The organism is Echinicola sediminis, assembly GCF_054777495.1.
In genome coordinates this window covers 139,079-158,295 of sequence record NZ_BAAHAP010000001.1, presented here as the reverse complement: position 1 = coordinate 158,295, position 19,217 = coordinate 139,079, and the positions used below count along the sequence as shown (strand labels likewise).

The 19,217-nt window shown below is 45.3% G+C and carries 14 protein-coding genes and 1 tRNA gene; 6 read left to right on the top strand and 9 right to left on the bottom strand.

Annotation, left to right across the window (positions count from 1 at the left end; genetic code table 11):
- Positions 1-104: 104 nt before the first annotated feature.
- Genes ACYVAA_RS00725 through murQ form a run of 4 tightly spaced genes read left to right on the top strand, consistent with a single transcriptional unit; the run spans position 105 to position 3,143 of the window.
- Positions 105-1,256 carry a formimidoylglutamase gene (locus ACYVAA_RS00725; protein WP_460538078.1) on the top strand — a complete coding sequence of 384 codons (1,152 nt, stop codon included), beginning with the start codon at positions 105-107 and terminating at the stop codon, positions 1,254-1,256.
- Between the two features lie 2 nt (positions 1,257-1,258).
- A complete protein-coding gene (locus tag ACYVAA_RS00720; protein ID WP_460538077.1) occupies positions 1,259-1,486 on the top strand; it encodes a cytochrome b5-like heme/steroid binding domain-containing protein in 228 nt (75 codons plus the stop codon).
- A 5-nt stretch (positions 1,487-1,491) separates the two neighbouring features.
- Positions 1,492-2,334, top strand: a complete 843-nt coding sequence (locus ACYVAA_RS00715; RefSeq protein ID WP_460538076.1) for an N-acetylglucosamine kinase — start codon at positions 1,492-1,494, stop codon at positions 2,332-2,334.
- Positions 2,331-3,143, top strand: coding sequence for an N-acetylmuramic acid 6-phosphate etherase (murQ, locus tag ACYVAA_RS00710; RefSeq protein ID WP_460538075.1), 813 nt, complete (start codon positions 2,331-2,333; stop codon positions 3,141-3,143). Before ACYVAA_RS00715 ends, murQ begins: the two co-directional genes overlap by 4 nt.
- Before the next feature lie 27 nt (positions 3,144-3,170).
- Here the strand turns inward: murQ and ACYVAA_RS00705 are convergent, their stop codons facing one another.
- Positions 3,171-3,650 carry a hypothetical protein gene (locus ACYVAA_RS00705; RefSeq protein ID WP_460538074.1) on the bottom strand — a complete coding sequence of 160 codons (480 nt, stop codon included), beginning with the start codon at positions 3,648-3,650 and terminating at the stop codon, positions 3,171-3,173.
- A gap of 140 nt (positions 3,651-3,790) precedes the next feature.
- Positions 3,791-4,849 carry a 23S rRNA (adenine(2503)-C(2))-methyltransferase RlmN gene (gene rlmN / locus ACYVAA_RS00700; protein ID WP_460538073.1) on the bottom strand — a complete coding sequence of 353 codons (1,059 nt, stop codon included), beginning with the start codon at positions 4,847-4,849 and terminating at the stop codon, positions 3,791-3,793.
- 336 nt (positions 4,850-5,185) lie between these two features.
- Here rlmN and clpB point away from each other — a divergent pair, with 336 nt between their 5' ends.
- Positions 5,186-7,801 carry an ATP-dependent Clp protease ATP-binding subunit gene (gene clpB, locus ACYVAA_RS00695; RefSeq protein ID WP_460538072.1) on the top strand — a complete coding sequence of 872 codons (2,616 nt, stop codon included), beginning with the start codon at positions 5,186-5,188 and terminating at the stop codon, positions 7,799-7,801.
- Positions 7,802-8,253: 452 nt separating this feature from the next.
- Here clpB and ACYVAA_RS00690 read toward each other — a convergent pair whose 3' ends face one another.
- From ACYVAA_RS00690 to ACYVAA_RS00665, 6 genes are all read right to left on the bottom strand, one after another.
- Entirely contained in the window at positions 8,254-8,976 is a 723-nt protein-coding gene (locus ACYVAA_RS00690; protein ID WP_460538071.1) for an AAA family ATPase, read from the bottom strand.
- A 755-nt stretch (positions 8,977-9,731) separates the two neighbouring features.
- Positions 9,732-10,943 carry a glycoside hydrolase family 57 protein gene (locus tag ACYVAA_RS00685; RefSeq protein WP_460538070.1) on the bottom strand — a complete coding sequence of 404 codons (1,212 nt, stop codon included), beginning with the start codon at positions 10,941-10,943 and terminating at the stop codon, positions 9,732-9,734.
- Positions 10,940-12,229, bottom strand: a complete 1,290-nt coding sequence (locus tag ACYVAA_RS00680) for a glycosyltransferase family 4 protein (RefSeq protein WP_460538069.1) — start codon at positions 12,227-12,229, stop codon at positions 10,940-10,942. Before ACYVAA_RS00680 ends, ACYVAA_RS00685 begins: the two co-directional genes overlap by 4 nt.
- A 13-nt stretch (positions 12,230-12,242) precedes the next feature.
- Positions 12,243-14,159 carry an amylo-alpha-1,6-glucosidase gene (locus ACYVAA_RS00675; RefSeq protein WP_460538068.1) on the bottom strand — a complete coding sequence of 639 codons (1,917 nt, stop codon included), beginning with the start codon at positions 14,157-14,159 and terminating at the stop codon, positions 12,243-12,245.
- Positions 14,160-14,522: 363 nt separating this feature from the next.
- Positions 14,523-14,598: transfer RNA gene (locus ACYVAA_RS00670), tRNA-His, on the bottom strand.
- Positions 14,599-14,683: 85 nt separating this feature from the next.
- Positions 14,684-16,027, bottom strand: coding sequence for a dihydroorotase (locus ACYVAA_RS00665; protein ID WP_460538067.1), 1,344 nt, complete (start codon positions 16,025-16,027; stop codon positions 14,684-14,686).
- A 66-nt stretch (positions 16,028-16,093) separates the two neighbouring features.
- On the opposite strand from ACYVAA_RS00665, the gene ACYVAA_RS00660 reads away from it, so the two are divergent.
- Positions 16,094-17,455 (top strand): DEAD/DEAH box helicase, encoded by a 1,362-nt coding sequence (locus ACYVAA_RS00660; protein ID WP_460538066.1) that lies wholly within the window; start codon positions 16,094-16,096, stop codon positions 17,453-17,455.
- Positions 17,456-17,710: 255 nt separating this feature from the next.
- On the opposite strand, the gene ACYVAA_RS00655 is transcribed toward ACYVAA_RS00660, so the two are convergent.
- Positions 17,711-19,207 (bottom strand): zinc-binding metallopeptidase family protein, encoded by a 1,497-nt coding sequence (locus ACYVAA_RS00655; RefSeq protein WP_460538065.1) that lies wholly within the window; start codon positions 19,205-19,207, stop codon positions 17,711-17,713.
- Positions 19,208-19,217: the final 10 nt, after the last annotated feature.

Here is a 19,217-nt window from a genome sequence, read left to right as displayed (position 1 = left end):
TGATAGTCAATTGACGGTTTTTCCATCGTGAAGGAATGTTTCCGTCTATTCGAAAAAACTATTCACCCGCAATGTCAATAATTTAAGCAGCCACTGATATATCTATGGACTTTAAACTATTCTTTGATCCGGTTTCAGAGCATATCACACAGAAAAAATATGCACATAACTCGTTCTTCCGGCATATCAATTACCATGGAGAGCTTTTTCCTGATTTATCGGGTATACAGATTGCCCTGATCGGATTGGAGGAAGCAAGGGGGATGGAAGATGGTGTTTCTGTAGATCAGGCTGCCAATGAGGTGCGGGCCAAACTCTATCAGTTAAAGAAAGGGCAGTCCCATTATAAGGTGGCTGATTTGGGCAACCTCAGGAGCGGCGTGGACCTGAAAGAGACTTACCTGAGGATTCAAAGCGTAGGGGAAGAGCTGATGAGGCATCAGATTTTGCCCATCTATATCGGGGGGACCCATGACCTGGATTTTGGGCAGTACTTGTCTTATGAAGGCATGAAAAAACTGGTCAGTATGCTGACAGTGGACGCTAAGATAGATATGGAAGATGAGGGGGCTCCCTATGAAATCCATTCCCAGGATATCATTTTGCATCAGCCCAATTTTCTTTTTAACTACACACAGCTTGCTTACCAAAGTTTTTTGACGGATCGTGATCTGGTGAATGTCATGGAAAAATTGTATTTTGACCATGTAAGACTTGGCCAGCTGAGGGATAATTTCAAGGAGATAGAGCCACTGATCCGGAATGCTGATCTACTGAGCTTCGATATCTGTGCCATTCAATCTGCTGACGCCCCCGGGGCTTCAGATGCCCAGCCCTTTGGACTTACCGCGGAGGAAGCTTGTCAGGTATGCTGGTTTGCGGGGATGAATGAAAAGCTCAGTTCGATTGGGCTCTACGGTTACCAGCCTTCTTATGATGACAAAAGGTACAAAACGGCTTCTGTCATTGCCACGATGATCTGGTATTTCATCGAAGGGTTTTATCACCGGAAGGATAGCCTCTCTTTCAGGAGTAACGATTACACAAAATATACGGTCTCCCTGGATTCCAAGCCATCGACCATTATTTTCTATAAAAGCAAGCTAAGTGAGAAATGGTGGATGGAAATTCCCCAGACCGGGAAGGAGAAGTTTGAGAGGGGCACCATCATCCCATGCAGCTATCAGGATTATCAGACGGCCCAAAGGGGAGAAATTCCTGAAAGGTGGGTCAATGCCCAACTGAAGCTCTATTGACCATGCGCACATTTACACGGCAGCAACTGGCGCTGCGCAACGGTCAGGACAAACCGGAGATCTGGGTGGCTTATAAAGGGGTGATTTATGATGTGAGCGCTTCGAAGCTTTGGAAGAATGGAAAGCATTATGAACACTGGGCGGGACAGGACTTGACCGATGAACTGCCAGATGCCCCGCATACGGAGAACGTTTTTACTAAATTTGAGGCCATAGGACACTTGTTGTAAAGAACATGAGATTAATAGCGGATAGCGGATCGAGTAAGACAGATTGGAGAGGGATTGACCAAGAGGGGAAGATTTCTCAGTTTCGGGGTGTGGGCTTTAATCCGTATTATCAAAGCCCTGAAGAGATGGCCAGTGAGCTCAATAATGAGTTCCTTTTAAATCTTAAGGAAGAGGTGGAGTCCATCTATTTTTATGGGGCAGGCTGTTCAAGTGATAGAAATAAAAACAGCGTTAGTAAAGCACTTCAGCAAATATTTCATAAGGCGGATATCTATGTAGATCATGACCTTTTGGCGGCGGCACGAGCAACTTCGGGCTTTGATCCGGGGATTGTTTGTATTTTAGGGACGGGTTCGAACAGCTGTGATTATGACGGCGTGAGAATAATTGATTCCCGGCCTTCACCTGGTTTTATTTTGGGCGACGAGGGAGGAGGTTCCTATATTGGTAAGAAGTTCTTAAAGGACTTTATTCACGATGAAATGCCGGCTCCCATAAGGGAAAAAGTGCTGGAGCGTTTTCAGTTAGATATACAGACCATCCAAGAAAATGTCTATCAGAAGCCCTTCCCGGGAAGATACATGGCAAGCTTTTGCCGGTTTGTGACCGACCATATTCGGGAGCCTTATTGCTACATGCTTTTTTACAATAGTTTTCAGGATTTTTTTAAAAAGCATGTAATGAAGTACAAGGATTACGAAAGCAAGAAAGTCAATTTTGTGGGTTCCGTGGCTTTTTATAACAGTGATATCCTTAGAAAGTCCGCGGCTGACTTGGGGATCGCTGTACATCTGATTTTGGAAAGCCCGATTGCGGGATTGACGTTATATCATAAAAATCAACCATGAAAACAACAGAGAGCAGTTCAAATTACGATAATCTAGAGGAGATGAGCGTCTCGCAACTTCTCACCAATATCAACCGGGAAGACCGAACGGTGCCCGAAGCGGTGGGTAAGGTGATCCCTTCCATCGAAAGATTGATTGAGCAGATTGTTTCCCGGATGGAAAAGGGAGGAAGGCTTTTTTATATTGGAGCCGGGACAAGCGGCCGGTTGGGGATTTTGGATGCCTCTGAGTGTCCCCCGACTTATGGCGTGTCTCATGATATGGTGATAGGGTTGATTGCGGGGGGAGATACCGCTATCAGAAAAGCGGTTGAAAATGCAGAAGACGATCCTGATCAAGCGTGGCAAGATTTAAAAGCCAACGGTGTTCAGGAGTTGGATACCGTGATAGGGATTGCTGCTTCCGGAACGACTCCTTATGTGATAGGAGGAGTTAAAGCGGCCAGAGAGAAGGGCTTGTTGACAGGCTGTGTAACCTGTAATGAAGGTTCTCCCCTTGCGGCAGAAGTGGAGTGTCCTATCGAAGTGGTGGTAGGGCCTGAGTTTGTGACAGGAAGCACCCGGATGAAGTCCGGCACGGCCCAGAAATTGGTGTTGAACATGATTTCCACCTCTGTGATGATCAAACTGGGAAAAGTGCGCGGGAATAAAATGGTCAATATGCAGCTGTCGAATCAAAAACTGGTGGAGCGGGGAACAAGGATGATTGAGGATGCGACGGGACTGGGAGAGACAGCTGCTAAAGAATTGCTCTTAAAGTATGGCTCCGTTCGGGAAGCTTTAGAAGAATGGTCCAACCAAAAACAATAAAAAGAGCCCTTTAAAGGGCTCTTTTTATTAATGTGGAAGGAAATATACGACCGTGACCCTAATGACGGCCTGGCCGCCACTTTGAAGCTGGTATTTGAGCTCGGGGTTGAAGGCCCAATTGTCCTGGAATTTTAAGACACCGCCTGCACCGACATTTGCCCCTGCCTGGCTTGAAGTGACTTTGCCAACGGAGGAGTCAAAAGAAAACCAGTTATTTGTAAAACCTACCAGTCCGTACCATTGCAGGATATCTTGTGTAAAATAGTACCTGCCGTCTACGTTCAGGGTACTGGCATTGCCAAATTCAGGAAAGAAAATAGTGAAATTGGGAGCTGCCGAAATTTTATCAATGATGAAATATTCGCCACCAAAGTTGATTCCGAAAAACTCTGAGTCAAAACCAAATTCACCACCTAGCTGTAGCCTGATGTCCCCTTTTTCCTGTGCATGTGCGAGGGATATCCCAGCACCAATACCATGAGTAAGAATAGTTTTTTCATATATCAAAAGTTTGGTTAGGTCTTCGGTAAAAACGAATACAGAGAACAGCTTTGCATTTTGAAAGTTAAAAACAGCAGTTCATTCTGTATAATGTAAGCAACGGAATAAGAGGGACTTAGGTTGGTTTATTGACCGGGCTATTGCAATTATATTTCCGCTACTTCGTTTTTATTGGCCAATTGCCCGCAGGCGGCGTCAATGTCCTGTCCTCTGGATTTTCTGACTTTGGCAATGATGCCATAAGACTCTAGGACCCTAACGTACATATCAACAGCTTCCGGGGAAGCCTGTCTAAATTCGCCTTCATCGATGGGGTTGTATTGGATGATGTTGACCTTGGAAGGGATATGTTTGCAAAATTTTGCCAATGCTCTGGCATGCTCTTCGTTGTCATTTACTCCATCCCAAATGACGTATTCGTAAGTGACTTTCCTTTTGGTTTTATGGTACCAGTATTTTAGCGACTCGGCCAGCTCCTCCAAAGGGCTTTTGTCATTGATGGGCATCAATCTGCTTCGCGTTTCATTGATGGCAGAATGAAGAGAAATGGCCAGGTTAAATTTGACTTCGTCGTCCGCCATTTTTTTGATCAGTTTGGGGATGCCCACGGTAGAAAGTGTGATCCTTCGGGGGGCCATTCCCAATCCTTCCGGGGAAGTGATCTTATCAATGGCTTCTATTACATTGGCGTAATTGAGCAAAGGTTCTCCCATGCCCATAAAGACGATATTGGTCAGCGGCCGTTGAAAATAGGTCTCCGCTTCTTCCTTGATGGCCACCACCTGGTCATAAATCTCGTCCGGGTTGAGGTTCCGCATTCTCTTCAGTCTGGCTGTCGCGCAAAAATTACAGTCAAGGCTACAGCCTACCTGTGAGGATACGCAGGCTGTGATCCGCTTTGTGGTAGGGATCAGGACCGACTCCACAATTTTATCGTCAAAAAGTTTAACGGCATTTTTAATCGTGCCGTCCGTGGAGTGTTGCATCAGATCCACTTTGATGTGGTTGATGGTAAAATGTTCTTTCAGCATTTCCCGGGTGGAAAGGGAAATATTGGTCATGTCGTCAAAATTTTTCAACGACTTGTTCCATAGCCATTCGTAAACCTGCTTTGCCCTGAACTTCTTTTCGCCCACAGAAAGAAAGAATTCCTGAAGCTCTTCCAGGCTTAATTTTCTTATATCCTTTTTCTCACCCGTTTTCATAATGCAAAGGTAGGGAATTTGTGGGATTGTTAAATCCTCGGTCTGATAGATTGAGTAGGACGGGCATAAGAGGAGGGTGGAGCGGAGGGGGATTTAAAAGATGGTCCATAAAATTCAGGTAGTTTGGAAGGTTCCTTTATTAAAGGAGGAGAGTCCGATCTTGGGTTGTTTTTAGGTTTTTTGCTGTCAAAAAGACGTTATTTGATGATTTTTATTGGTTTTTTCGGACATTTTTTCCGAAAAACAGACAATTCCGGGATTGGTGCTGGTTTTGATAAAGGTATTTCCGAGTGCAGATGCACTCAATAAGTAAAGAGAAAACAAGACAGATATAAAATGGATTTTAAGCAATTTACCATCAAATCACAGGAAGCTGTTCAAAAAGCAGCTGAGCTGTGCATGGCAGAGCAGCAACAAGCCATAGAGCCGGCTCATTTATTAAAAGGAATCTTGTCCGAGGACGAGAGTGTGGTGGACTTCGTTTTTAAAAAACTGGGTGTCAATCAAAAAATGGTGGTCCAAAAACTGGATGAAACTATCCAATCGTATCCCAAAGTAAGTGGCCAGCAGCCCTATCTATCCAATGCGGGGAACCAAGTATTGACCAAGGCAAAAGGTTACTTGAAGACATTTGGGGATGAGTTTGTGGCTATTGAGCACCTGTTGCTGGGGATACTTGCGGGAAGTGATAAGACGGCCCAGTTGCTCAAGGATCAAGGAGTGACGGAGAAGACCCTAATAGAGGCCATCAAAGAATTGAGAAAAGGGGATAAGGTCACCGATCAAAATGCAGAAGCTAAATACAGGTCCTTGGAAAAGTATTCCAAAAACCTAAACGAGCTGGCCAAGAAAGGGAAGATTGATCCGGTGATAGGCCGAGATGAAGAAATCAGGCGGGTGTTGCAGATTTTGGCAAGAAGGACAAAAAACAATCCGATTCTTTTGGGTGAGCCTGGGGTTGGTAAGACAGCGATTGTGGAGGGGTTAGCCCAACGGATTGTCAGCGGGGATGTGCCCGAAAACCTCAAATCGAAAACCTTGATTTCCCTCGATATGGGGCTGCTGGTAGCAGGAGCAAAGTACAAGGGGGAATTTGAGGAAAGATTGAAGGCTGTAATCAAAGAAGTGACCGATTCGGACGGGGAGATTATCCTGTTTATCGATGAAATCCACACCCTGATCGGTGCAGGAGGTGGGGGAGAAGGTGCCATGGATGCGGCCAACCTGTTGAAACCTGCTTTGGCACGGGGTGAGCTGCATGCCATCGGGGCGACGACTCTGAAGGAATACCAAAAATATGTGGAGAAGGACAAGGCGCTGGAAAGAAGGTTCCAGGCTGTGATGGTGGATGAACCGGATGTGCCGGATGCCATTTCCATTCTAAGGGGTATCAAGGACAAGTACGAGCTGCACCATGGGGTGCGGATCAAGGACGATGCGGTGATTTCCGCGGTGGAACTTTCCCAGCGTTATATTTCGGACCGCTTCCTGCCGGACAAGGCCATTGACCTGATGGATGAGGCGGCCGCCAAATTGAGAATGGAAATTGATTCCTTGCCACAGGAACTGGATGAGCTGAACCGAAGGATCATGCAGCTGGAGATCGAAAGGGAAGCCATACGCCGGGAGAAAAACAAGGATAAGGAAACCGTGTTGAGTAAAGAGATTGCAGAACTCTCAGAGAAGAGGCAAGCGGTCAAAGCCAAATGGGAGAGCGAAAAAGCGGTGATTACCGGTATCCAGCGTGAAAAAGAAAACATCGATAAATTCAAGCAGGAAGCTGATCAGGCAGAACGTGCAGGGGATTTCGGTAAGGTGGCAGAGATTCGTTACGGTAAAATTACGGACAGTGAGAAAAAGCTGGAATCCTTTAAACAGCAACTGGCGGAAATGCAGGCGGGGTCTCCCTTGCTAAAGGAAGAAGTGGATGCAGAGGATGTCGCGGCGGTAGTGGCCAAGTGGACAGGGATTCCGGTGTCCAGAATGATCCAAAGCGAACGGGAAAAGCTGTTGCATTTGGAGGATGAGCTAAGTAAGCGGGTCGCTGGGCAAAAAGAGGCCATTGCAGCGCTATCGGATGCGGTCAGAAGAAGCCGGGCAGGCTTGCAGGATCCCAAGCGCCCCATAGGTTCTTTTATCTTTATGGGGACTACCGGAGTCGGTAAGACTGAGCTGGCCAAGGCGCTGGCCGAATACCTCTTCAATGACGAAAATGCCATGGTGCGGATAGATATGTCCGAGTATCAGGAAAGGCATGCCGTGAGCAGGCTGGTGGGGGCGCCTCCGGGCTATGTGGGGTATGATGAAGGCGGTCAGCTGACAGAAGCAGTCAGAAGAAAGCCTTATTCAGTGATTTTGCTTGATGAGATCGAAAAGGCCCATCCCGATGTGTTCAATATCCTGCTCCAGGTGTTGGATGATGGGCGATTGACCGATAATAAGGGCAGGCTGGCCAATTTCAAGAACACCATCATAATCCTGACCACCAATATCGGTTCCCACTTGATCCAGGAGCGCTTTATGGAAATCGAGGACTGGAACAAGGAGCAGGTGATGGAGGATACCAAGCGGGAGGTTTTCGAATTGCTGAAGAAGTCTGTTCGGCCCGAGTTCCTCAACAGGATCGATGAAACCGTTATGTTCGAGCCCTTAAACAGGCAGATTATCCGGAAGATCGTGGATATCCAGTGGAAGGAAATCCAGCAGAGGTTGGAGGATTCCGGTATAGAGATCTCCGCGACCAAAGAGGTGTTGGATTATCTGGGCGAGGTCGGCTTTGATCCACAGTTTGGGGCCAGGCCTCTGAAGCGCATCATGCAACGGCTGATCCTGAATGAGCTGTCCAAAGAGATTTTGAGCGGCTATATCAAAAATGATTCCGCCGTCTTGGTGGACCTGGACGCTGATAAGCAGGTTTACTTTAAGAATGTGGAAAATGTGGAGATAGGCTAGAGAAAAAGGTGGTCCCATAAATGATTTGTTGTATCATTATTGGGGCCGCCTTTTTTGATTTGTTAGGAGGAGATTTTGTAGGTCAAGGAAAGTTTCCTTTGAGATAGATTCTATCTTCCATTAGCTTATTGAAACAAAGACGGGAGCAAATTTATCCCACTTGTTATTAATACTTCTGAAGATATATTTCAGAGGAGCCATTGTGGCCATCAAATGAGGACCACTGATTGTAGGTGAAAGGTGGTTAAAGGTTACCGCTTTTATCATCTTCAAAAATAGGAAAGAAATATTATCCAGATCAATATTTTTGGGGTCTCGGATTTTTCATTGGAGTACAGTAATTGCTTCCCAATGATTTTTTCTCATCCAGGGTTACATTTTCAATTCTGTTTCTATCTGAAGCATTGGGGTTCAGTGTTATAAAGGAGTATTTGGATAAATGTCCTTAATGCCTATTCAAATAGTATTTTTTGCATGTGTTGGTAATTGTTAAGGAAGTCCTTGGTCACTCTAAAGGGATCAGTTTCTTCAAAATTGATTTTTCGGATACCTTTATCTGAAAAATCATAAATATCGGCATTAGGGTAAGACAAAAGAATAGGAGAATGGGTTGATATGATAAATTGGGAACTGTTTTTTACCAAACGGTGGATGTGTGTCAAAGCTTCCATCTGCCTGGATGGGCTAATGCCGGATTCAATTTCATCAAAAAGATAAAACCCTTTTCCAAGCAGCCTTTTTTCCAATAGGGTCATGAAGGATTCTCCATGTGACTTAGTATGCAGTGACTGATTACCATATGCCAGATGAATGTTGTCACCGATTCTATCTATCTCTGAAGCTACATTATAAAAGGATTCTGCTCTCAGAAAGTAACTGTCCCTGGGTCTTTTGATGCCTCGAATCATTTTTAAGTCCTCATGTAGGTGACTATGTGTTTCTTCTGTGGCAAAGTGAAAGTGTTTGCTTCCGCCTTCCGGATTAAGTCCCATTCCAATGGCAATTGCTTCCAATAAGGTGGATTTTCCACTCCCGTTTTCTCCTGTAAAGAAAGTAACTGGACCGTCAAAAAATAGCTCTTTTAATGAAGACAGGGAAGGGATGTCATAGGGGTAACCCTTTCCCTTTATTTTTGTCTTTTGAATGGACAGTAGATAGTTTGGATTATCAAACATAATAATAGTGCCTTTGGCATTGTTCAATTACTGTTTTGTGATAGGTGTTAGAGAGGAGATTGAAATAGTTAGTTCAAATACTTTTGGGCCTGCTCCTTATAAAATGTGAGTGGCTCTTTATCTAACTATCGTTGAACTTTTTCAATGTATTCCTTGTGAACCGGGACAGGAGCAGAACCTTGTAGCATAGTCAGACTTTGGTCTGCCCTTTCGTTCTTTTTAAATAACTTTCTTATTATATCCGAGAGTTTTGTTCCAGTTATAATAGTATCACCTAACGTATTGCTTATTTTCTTTATTCAGGCTTTATGATTTTCTAAATGGCTTTCATCTAGGAGATCTGACAGAAAGTTCAAAAGCGATAAGGAGCAATTCAACCCAATATTCTTTTTCCTGTATACACGATCCAGTTCAGGCACTGTTTTAAGGGGGCTGATTCCAGAAGGAAGTTGTATTCCAATTTTTAGCCTACAGCAAATGGCACAAAATCAAATTTAGATGAACTGATTGTAATCGAAAACGAATTTACCCAATTTGAAGGACCTGCCCCGACAACTGGACCACAGCCGTTAACTTAATCAATGATAATTGCCCACAGATGGCGCAGATAAGCCCAGAAAATAGATTATCGGAATTTCATCATCGAAAATTTGCGAAATCCAGACCAGCAGCTGAAGGTTGCTTCCTCGAGTATTAGAGAACCACTCAAAAACACAGGTCCGGGTTTTGTCCCGGACCTGTTTGCTTTTAGGTTATTAGTTTTCCGCCAATAGCGTTTCCTGTTCTTTTTTCAGTCGGAGCATAAAGTCGCTCAGCACATTCATAAAGTTGATAAAGGCCTCATAAGGGCTTTCATAGGGGCTGAAATAGGCGTGAATGTCCCCGTCCGAGAAGAACTTGGTACACATATAGTAGAAGTGGTCACTGGTCTGCAGGTATTTCCAGTCTTTTTGTATCTGAGGATCTTTGGACTGTTTTACCAAGGGCTCCAGTTCGTAGAGCCGGTCAAAGGCTTCATCCTGCAGGTCATTGCCAAGCCATGCGGTCAGGTCCCGTTCTTCATCAGCCCATGAAATCGGTACAGGTACATGGATTTTACCCACTGGGGCCAGGTTTTCTGCCACTTCAGATGGGGTAGAGAAGGTGTAATTTGAGTGCTGGAACACAGCCTCTGGCAGGTGGCGCATAAACTCAAAAATACCGCTTTCGGCCCATTGGTGCTCGCCAAAGGTCTCGTAATCCATAAACAGGTTGATGACTTCCTCCTCTTGAGGGATCTGGTTGATCCAGTTGACGAATTTGTCCGTGGTCAACGGCCAGTCGGCCCAGGCTTTTTCTCCAAATCGGAAGGCAATATCATCACTCAAACGGAAGTTTTTCAGCAAGACCTTTAATTTGGGCTCGATGGCATTACAGTACACGTAGTTAGGGCTTTTCCACCCCAAGATGTGTTTGGCTCCTTCAGTAAGGATGGCTTTATATCCTAGTTCTGCTACCATTTCACCAATTTGGTCAGAGTAGATCAACTCGGTGTTCCTGAATACTTTGGGCGTGTAGCCGTTAAAAAGGCGTTTGATTTTTTCCTGTTGCTTGCGCACCATATCATGGAATTCCTCTTTGCTTTTCAGGGCAGCTAGGGCATGCGCATAGGTTTCGTTTAGGAGTTCGGCATGGCCAGTATCCACAAGTTTTTGGAAACTTTCCAAAACGTCCGGGGCGAATTCTTCCATTTGGTCCATAAAAGTACCTGAAAGGGAAAAGCTTACTTTGAATTTTCCTTCGTATTTATGGATAAGCTCCAGCAAAAGATGGTTCATGGGAAGGTAGCATTTTTCGGCTACTTTTCTCATGATGGTTTTATTGGCAAAATCATCCCAATAATAATGGTCTTCGCCAATGTCAAAGAAACGGTAGGGTTTCAGTCTGTACGGTTGGTGTACTTGGAAATAAAAACAGATGGTTCTCATGGACTAGTTACGGTTAAGGTTTGATCATATAGGGCGAAGATTTTTTCAGCTACGTGTTCCCATTTCATTTTTTTGAGTTCTTCGGTGCCACAACTTCTGAACATATTGGAGATGCCCTGATAGTGCAACAGTGCAAATATGGAGTCGGCCATGGCGTCGATATCCCAAAAATCTATTTTGATGGCATTGGTCAGTACTTCGGCTACCCCGGATTGCTTTGAGATGATCACAGGGGTGTCGTGTCTTACGGCCTCCAGTGGTGAAATGCCAAAAGGTTCCGATACGGAAGGCATGACGTAGACATCGCTGATGGCAAACATCTGGTCGACGTCTTTTCCTTTGAGGAATCCGGTAAAGTGAAACTTGGTGGCGATTCGGAGTTCGGCAACCCGATCGATCATACGATTAAGTAAATCTCCGGATCCGGCCATCACAAACCGCACATTATTGTCTTTCTTGAGTACTTTGTTGGCGGCTTCAATAAAGTATTCCGGGCCTTTTTGGAAGGTAATCCTGCCAAGGAAAGTGACAATTTTTTCCGGAACCTTTTTTTGCGCATTGCTTTTGATGATGCTAACGTCCAGCACGGCATTATGGATGACCGAAACCTTGCTTTCGGGGATTCCATATTTGGTGACAATGGTGCGTTTGGTCAGATGGCTTACGGCGATGATTTTATCGGCCGCCTCCATTCCGGATTTTTCTATTTCATAAACCCGCTGGTTGACATTTTCTCCTGAGCGGTCAAATTCGGTGGCATGCACGTGCACTACCAGTGGTTTTCCGCTGATTTGCTTTGCGGCAATTCCAGCAGGGAAGGACAGCCAGTCGTGTGCGTGTATGATGTCGTGTTCTTTGTTTTTGGCAATTTGACCAGCGACCAGTGCGTATCTGGAGACTTCCATGATCAGGTCCTTGCCGTATTTTCCGCTAAATGAAAACCGGTTGGAAAAGATGCTTTCATCCACGTCGGTACGGTCATGAAGCGCTTTGTCAGTGAAACGTTCGTATTCCTCGGGTCCCAGATAGGGGATGAGGAAACTACTTACTTCCAGGTAGGTGAGGTTTTTCCAGATCTCTTTGAAGCGTTTTTCCCTATAATCTATTTCTACGTCACTTGCACTGACAAAGTCAGCCAGTGGGTCCTCGTCCCCCCAGAGTTTTGGGACCACAAAAATGATTTCATGATCAAAATGTGACATTCCTTTCAAGAGCCCATAACAGGCCGTTCCCAATCCACCGGAGATATGCGGTGGAAATTCCCATCCAAACATTAATACTTTCATAAAAAATCTGGTTTTAATATTCACTAACTATACGCATCATTCTAAGTAGTTCTCCCACGCTCCAGGCTTGGGAGATGGCCCCTTTGGGGCGGTGAGGCGGGTCACCGTCGTATATCTCGGCAATGGTTCCGACCCCATATTGGGACATGGTGTCATCAAAACCTTCGATGAGTTTTTGGACCATGTTCTTTCCGGCCTTACCGTGTATTTTTAGGTAGCCTTCGACAAAATGGCCCAAGAGCCAAGGCCAGACGGTACCTTGGTGATAGGCAATGTCTCTTTGATATTGATTGCCCTGATAGTACCCTTTATAGGAAGGATCATCCGGGGCCAAAGTTCTTAATCCGCGTGTAGTTAGTAAGCTTACTTTGATTACCTCCAGTACTTTAGCCTTTTTGGTGTCGCTTAAAGGGCTAAAGGGTAACGAGGTGGCAAAAACCATGTTGGGCCTTACTGACCAGTCTTTGGAGCCATTGTTGACCACGTCGGCCAAATAGCCTTTTTTCTTGTCCCAAAATTCTTTGACAAAAGCCAGTTTGACTTTTTCTGCCAGTTCCTGGGCGAAATCTTCCCCGCTTAGCTCATGGTAGTAGCACAGGGCGTTGTACCAAAGGGCATTGATCTCTACAGGGCAGCCCATTCTTGGGGTGACCGGGCCGTCGGAGGTAACAGCATCCATCCAGGTAAGGGCGATTCCTTTTTCCCCGCCAAAAAGCAGTCCGTCTTCTTGGACTTGTATGTTAAAAGCGGTGCCTTCTGCCAGGCCCTCAATTATTCCTTTGAGTATAGGAAGGTAGTTGTCTATAATGGTTTGACGGTCTCCCGTATATTTTTCGTATTGTTGCCAGGCCCAGAAATACCATAAGGGGGCATCCAGGGAATTCATGTTGGCTTCCACGCCGCTGCCCACATTGGGGAACAATGGTCCTTTGATGTCTTTGGACATGGTTTTCATGACGTCCAAAAAGGCCTGCGTTTGTCCGAGGGTAAGGGTAAGCCCAGGCAAGGCAATAAATGTGTCCCTGCCCCACCATCCAAACCATGGGTATCCGGCGATGACTCTGGCCTCTTCTCCTCGGCGGTAGATAAACTGTCCCGCAGAGTTCTTCAGGCAGTTTTCAAAATTGTCTCTGGGAATCCTTCTTTTGAGTTCTCCGTCAAAGGCGTCTCTCAGGAGGTTGGGGTCAGCTTCCTTCAGGCCTGCTGAAAAAATAACGGATTCTCCTTTTTCAATATCAAATTCAAAAAATCCCGGAACATATAAATCTTCCTGATAGTCATAGCCCCGTTCTTTTTCCCTGATGTACTCAATGCCATAGTACCAGTCGGGAACGGCCACGAATTCATTCTCTTTGGAAAGTTGAAGGGAGAGGGGGGAATAAGCTTCGTAAAGTTTGAATTGAACACCGTTGGGGACCTTCAAGAATTTTTTGTTCACAAAGGTGTTGGCTTTTGACAATGAATGGTAGCCGCGGAAGGCTAAAAAAGGACTTATCCTCAGTTTTGTAGGGGAGTGGGCATCCAGCAGGGTGTATTTGATCATCATGCGGTCCACGGTGGTGTCCAGAATGATCTCTTTTTGCAAAACCACACCACCTACCCTATACATAAGGTTGGGGATGGGCTCTGAACTATAGTCCTCCAGGTACTTGTGGCCTCTGGGGGAATAGTTGCCGGGGTACTTGGCGATGCCAAGGTTAAAGCTGGCGCCTCTCTGAATGACAGTTTCGTGCACTGTTGATAGCAGCACATGAAGCTGGGAGTCGATTTGTGGTTGCGGAGCGACCAGTAAGCCATGATACTTTCTCGTGTTACATCCAATGATAGTTGTACTCGTGTAGCATCCTGAGCGGTTTGATCGGATAGTCTCTTTTTCGAGGGAATAATTAAGGTTAATCAATTCCGTCTTGTCGAAATGGATGTAGCTCATGAAGTTTTGTTTTGTGGTTTCAGTGTCACAATAAAAATACTCCAATACTCTTAAAAGAAAAATAATAGGGCAAAAAATAAAGGTCATGATTTCATGACCTTTTTTGAATTATCTTATCATTGTGTTAATATTCTCTTTTTGGACTTCATCAAAATTCTTGAGAGACTCCTCGAATTTTGCCATATACATCTGAATGTGCTTCAGATTGACGGTTTTAACCTTTGGAAAGGTAGGGGCTGGTTTAAATAATGTAAACATTACTGTGCAATTTTTGATTATTTAATGTGTCTGACAAAATACATGCCATAATAGTTCCTTTTGTCAGGTCTAAAAAGCAAAAACCCCTCAAGAATGAGGGGTTTCGGGTGGAAGATCGGGTTCGAACCGACGACCTCTGGTGCCACAAACCAGCGCTCTAACCAGCTGAGCTACAACCACCATTTTATATGTCTTTATCAGGTCTTCTTCCTGATTGGATTGCAAAGGTAATACACTGTTTTTTTCTAAACAATAGCCTGAAGGGATTATTTTCTAGAAAATTTTAAGCGTTGTCCTTTTTGTTCCTCATGGAATGTGTCGTTTTCGTACGCCAAGTGTCCGGAAACAATTGTGTGCGTGACTTTTGACTGGAAAGTCTGCCCTTCAAAGGGGGACCACCCGCACTTGGAAAGAACGTTTTCTCTCGTTACTTCCCATGGGGAGTCCAGGTCCACCAAGACCAGGTCTGCATGGTAGCCCGGCCTGATATAGCCTCTTTTTTCGATTTCAAAAAGGATGGCAACATTGTGGCTGGTCTTCTGTACGATTTGCTCCAGGCTGATTTTGTTCTGATGGTACATCTCCAAGAGCGCTACCAGGTTGTGTTGTACCAAAGGGCCTCCCGAAGGGGCCTTGGTGTATACATTGTCCTTTTCTTCTAAGGTATGAGGTGCGTGGTCCGTAGCGATTACGTCAATATGGTCGTCCAGTACCCCCGCCAGGATTTCATCCCGGTCGGTGGCTGTTTTGACGGCAGGATTCCATTTGATAAGGGTTCCCTTTTCATCATAATCCTCTTCTGAAAACCAAAGGTGGTGAACACAGGCCTCGGCAGTGATCCTTTTCTCTTCCAGGGGAAGGGAATTGTCAAACAGGGTCACTTCTTTGCCCGTGCTGATATGGAGGATGTGAAGCTTGGTGCCATGCTTTCTTGCCAGGTCTACCACCCTTTTGGAGGCGTCATAGCAGGCTTCGGCGGAGCGGATCTTGGGGTGGAACTTTACCGGTATGTCTTCTCCGTATTCTTCTTGGTATTTGGTAAGGTTGGCTTTGATGATGTCATCATTTTCACTGTGCGTGGCAATGAGCATTTTGCACTTTTTAAAAATATTTTCCAAGGTTTCTTGGTTGTCCACCAGCATGTTTCCAGTGGAGGAGCCCTGGAAAACCTTGATCCCACAGATGTTGTTGGGGTCGGCTTTCAGAAGTTCGTCGATGTTGTCGTTGGTGGCGCCCAAGTAAAAGGAATAGTTGGCGAGGGACTTTTCGGAAGCGATTTGGTATTTTTCTTCCAAAAGCTCCAAAGTAGTGGACTGGGGCACAGTATTGGGCATTTCCATAAAGGAAGTAATGCCTCCCGCCACGGCAGCTTTGGCCTCGGTATAGATCTCAGCTTTGTGGGTAAGTCCAGGTTCACGGAAGTGTACCTGATCGTCAATTAGCCCGGGAAGTAAATATTTGCCCTTTGCATCAATGGTAATATCCGCCTCAAAATCCTTCAAGTTTCCACCGACGGAAAAAATAAGTCCTTCTTTCAGGTAAACGTCTCCCCGGATAATCTTGCCCTCATTTACTATATTTGCATCTGTGATCAATATACGCTTCGTCATAGCTGTGTTTGATTGGTATTAGTTAGGAGTGTCCTAGATTGAATTTGAAGCTAAAATTAATAAATCATGTCTGATAGCCCGCAGTCTTTTGAAAATTTTAAATTAAACAAACAGCTTTTGGAAGCCATCAAAGAGGCGGGATATAGCAAGCCGACTCCGATTCAGGAGAAGGCCATTCCCTTGGCTTTGGCAGGAAGTGACATATTGGGCATTGCCCAAACCGGGACGGGGAAAACCGCGGCTTATGTTTTGCCGCTTTTGATGAAGACCAAATATGCCCAGGGAATGCATCCAAGGGCCTTGGTGCTCGCCCCTACACGGGAGTTGGTCATGCAGATCGAAAAAGCCATCATTGAACTGGGCAAGTACACGGATCTGAGGTACGTGTGTCTTTATGGGGGCATTGGTCCGACAGCGCAGATTGAAAAACTCCAGGAAGGAGTGGATATCGTGGTGGCCACGCCGGGCCGATTGATGGATATTTACAGCAAGGGAGAGCTTTTTGTGCGGAATATCAAAACCATGGTGATGGATGAGGCGGATAAAATGATGGATATGGGTTTTATGCCGCAGATCCGTTCCATACTGGAAGTCATTCCTGTCAAAAGGCAGAATATGCTGTTTTCTGCCACTTTCTCTGAAAGAGTAGAACGAATTTCCCACGAATTTCTGGAATTTCCCGAGAGGATAGAAATAGCGCTTCAGGCCACTACTGCTGATACGGTGGCCCAGTCCAAGTATTTTGTTCCCAATATCAAGACCAAAATCAACCTGCTGGATCATCTGCTCAAGGATGAGGCCATCAAGCGGGTGATCGTCTTTACCAAATCAAGAAAAAACGCCGAGGCGGTTTACCAATACCTGGAAAGAAGGAAGCACGGGGAAATCCGGGTGATTCATGCCAATAAAGGCCAAAACACGCGGATCAATTCCGTGGAGGATTTCAAATCAGGGGAGGTGCGGATCTTGGTGGCTACCGACGTGGCCTCCAGAGGACTGGATATCAGTATGGTCAGCCATGTGGTCAACTTTGATGTGCCGCTGATTTATGAGGATTATGTTCACCGTGTGGGAAGAACCGGCAGGGCAGAAAACGAGGGGGAAGCATTTACCTTTATCAATCCGGCGGAAGAATACCATTTCAATAGGATAGAGGAGATCATCCGGATGGAGGTTCAGGAAAACCCTATTCCTGAAGAAGTGAAAGTGACAGATACTCCTTTTGCAGAAAAACAGGCTTATGCCCGTGAAATAGATGGTCAGAAAAAGAAGGAGGATCCTGACTTCAAAGGGGCTTTTCATGAAAAGAAAGCCAGAAAAACCCCAAATCCCCACTATAATCCGGACAAGAAAAAGCCCAGGGGCAATAAGAACAGCAAAGCCAAGAAGAATAGAAACCAAATGAAGAAAAAAGGAGGTAAACGGTAAGGGAGCATCGAGTAGTAGGTGTCAAGTATCTAGATAGAGAAAAGAGCCAAGAAGAAAGAAAAATGTGGGTAGACCTTGTGCTGGCTAACGTTGAGTCTCTGACTCCCTTACAGGACATGAATACTTGGAAAAATCCGTGTAGGGTTTATATCTGAAGTAAATCATGTTTAATATAAAAAACCGCAGCATTTTCTTTGCTGCGGTTTTTTACTTTTGAAATTAGGCCTTTAAGCTTTCTACTTTCTTTCCATGCTATTATCGATCACCTCGATCGTTGCTGCCGTCCACAGGGGTTCTGTGTTCCCTGTTGGCCAGGTCCCAGGCCGTGTGGAAAATCAGTTTTGCCCTTTTTTCCATCAATTCGAATTTAATCTTATCAACGGTGTCTGATGGCTGATGATAATCATCGTGTACTCCATTGAAGAAGAAGGCTACCGGGATATTATGCTTGGCAAAATTGTAGTGGTCAGAACGGTAATAAAACCTGTTAGGATCATCTGGCGCATCGTATTTATAGTCCAGGATCAAATCAGTATGGGTGATGTTATTGTACTCAATGATGGTTTTGAGCTGGGAGGAAAGCATTTCCGATCCGATAACATAGACATAGTCCTGGTTTTCTTTGTCCTGGTATTCGTAACCTATTCTACCAACCATGTCAATGTTCAGGTTGTTTACGGTGTTTTTCAGCGGGAAAATAGGGTTGTCGGTATAATATTCAGAGCCCAAAAGTCCCTTTTCTTCACCGGTTACATTCAAGAACAGTACCGATCTTCTTGGGCGGTGACCCTCCTTGGCCGCGGCGGCAAAGGCCTGGGCAATCTCCATGACAGAAACGGTGCCGGAGCCATCATCATCAGCTCCATTGTTGATTTCCCCTTTGCTGTTGATGCCCACATGGTCATAGTGGGAGGAAATTACCAGGACTTCCTCTTTTTTGTCGGTTCCTTCCAGGTAGCCCATCACGTTTTCTGTGCCGACCATTTCTTTATTCTTTTCGATTTTGAATCGGGCTTTTTGGGACGGGATGCTTTCGGGATTATTTTTGGCAGCTTCTTTTAGCTCTTCCACAGATTTGCCGAACAATTCGGCCATTTTTTCTGAGCTTACCAAGAAAACAGGCTTTTGCTCGGTAGTTTTTTCAAAGCCCAAACGGCCTGTTCCGCTGAGGGTTTTATAGCGGTTGGCAAGACGGTCAAAGTTGGCCTGGCCTTCCATGGTCACCACGATGATTCCTTTGGCTCCGGCTTCCCAGATTTTGTCCATAAGTTCATTGGCGCGTTGACCGATGGCCCAGAGTCCTACAAACTTACCCTCAATATCTACTTTTGAAAGGTTCTCTTCATTGGCCAATCCCAAAAATACCAGCTCGGTTCTTGTCCTTTTGGTATTGCCATCCCCGATAAAGACAAAGTCCTCATTGTTTTGGAGGTTTTGCTTTCCGATCTTAAGTTCGATGTCTCCCCAAGTGATGCTTGCCAGTGAAAAAGGCTGCATATAGCTGCCGTCCACCGGGCCTTCGAGACCATTTTTCTTATAAAAATCCGCCAGGTATTGGGCGGCTAGTTTTTGTCCTTTTTTTCCGGTATCTCTGCCTTCTAATTCATCTGAGGCCAGATAGGTCAAATATTCTCTTAAGTCGTTTACCTTAATGGTGGAGGCGTATTTTTCTCCAAGGGAACTTTGCTGCGCAGTAGCTTGCCAAGAAAGCAGTAAGCCCAAAGCTGACGCTACTATATAATTTCTCTTCATGCTGTATATT

What these genes read in the sequence shown, in the direction of transcription:
- ACYVAA_RS00665 (WP_460538067.1), bottom strand. Translation starts at nt 16,027, where the DNA reads ATGACGAAGCGTATATTGATCACAGATGCAAATATAGTAAATGAGGGC.
- ACYVAA_RS00660 (WP_460538066.1), top strand. Translation starts at nt 16,094, where the DNA reads ATGTCTGATAGCCCGCAGTCTTTTGAAAATTTTAAATTAAACAAACAG.
- rlmN (WP_460538073.1), bottom strand. Translation starts at nt 4,849, where the DNA reads ATGAAAACGGGTGAGAAAAAGGATATAAGAAAATTAAGCCTGGAAGAG.
- ACYVAA_RS00715 (WP_460538076.1), top strand. Translation starts at nt 1,492, where the DNA reads ATGAGATTAATAGCGGATAGCGGATCGAGTAAGACAGATTGGAGAGGG.
- ACYVAA_RS00720 (WP_460538077.1), top strand. Translation starts at nt 1,259, where the DNA reads ATGCGCACATTTACACGGCAGCAACTGGCGCTGCGCAACGGTCAGGAC.
- ACYVAA_RS00680 (WP_460538069.1), bottom strand. Translation starts at nt 12,229, where the DNA reads ATGAAAGTATTAATGTTTGGATGGGAATTTCCACCGCATATCTCCGGT.
- ACYVAA_RS00725 (WP_460538078.1), top strand. Translation starts at nt 105, where the DNA reads ATGGACTTTAAACTATTCTTTGATCCGGTTTCAGAGCATATCACACAG.
- ACYVAA_RS00685 (WP_460538070.1), bottom strand. Translation starts at nt 10,943, where the DNA reads ATGAGAACCATCTGTTTTTATTTCCAAGTACACCAACCGTACAGACTG.
- ACYVAA_RS00675 (WP_460538068.1), bottom strand. Translation starts at nt 14,159, where the DNA reads ATGAGCTACATCCATTTCGACAAGACGGAATTGATTAACCTTAATTAT.
- murQ (WP_460538075.1), top strand. Translation starts at nt 2,331, where the DNA reads ATGAAAACAACAGAGAGCAGTTCAAATTACGATAATCTAGAGGAGATG.
- ACYVAA_RS00655 (WP_460538065.1), bottom strand. Translation starts at nt 19,207, where the DNA reads ATGAAGAGAAATTATATAGTAGCGTCAGCTTTGGGCTTACTGCTTTCT.
- ACYVAA_RS00690 (WP_460538071.1), bottom strand. Translation starts at nt 8,976, where the DNA reads ATGTTTGATAATCCAAACTATCTACTGTCCATTCAAAAGACAAAAATA.
- clpB (WP_460538072.1), top strand. Translation starts at nt 5,186, where the DNA reads ATGGATTTTAAGCAATTTACCATCAAATCACAGGAAGCTGTTCAAAAA.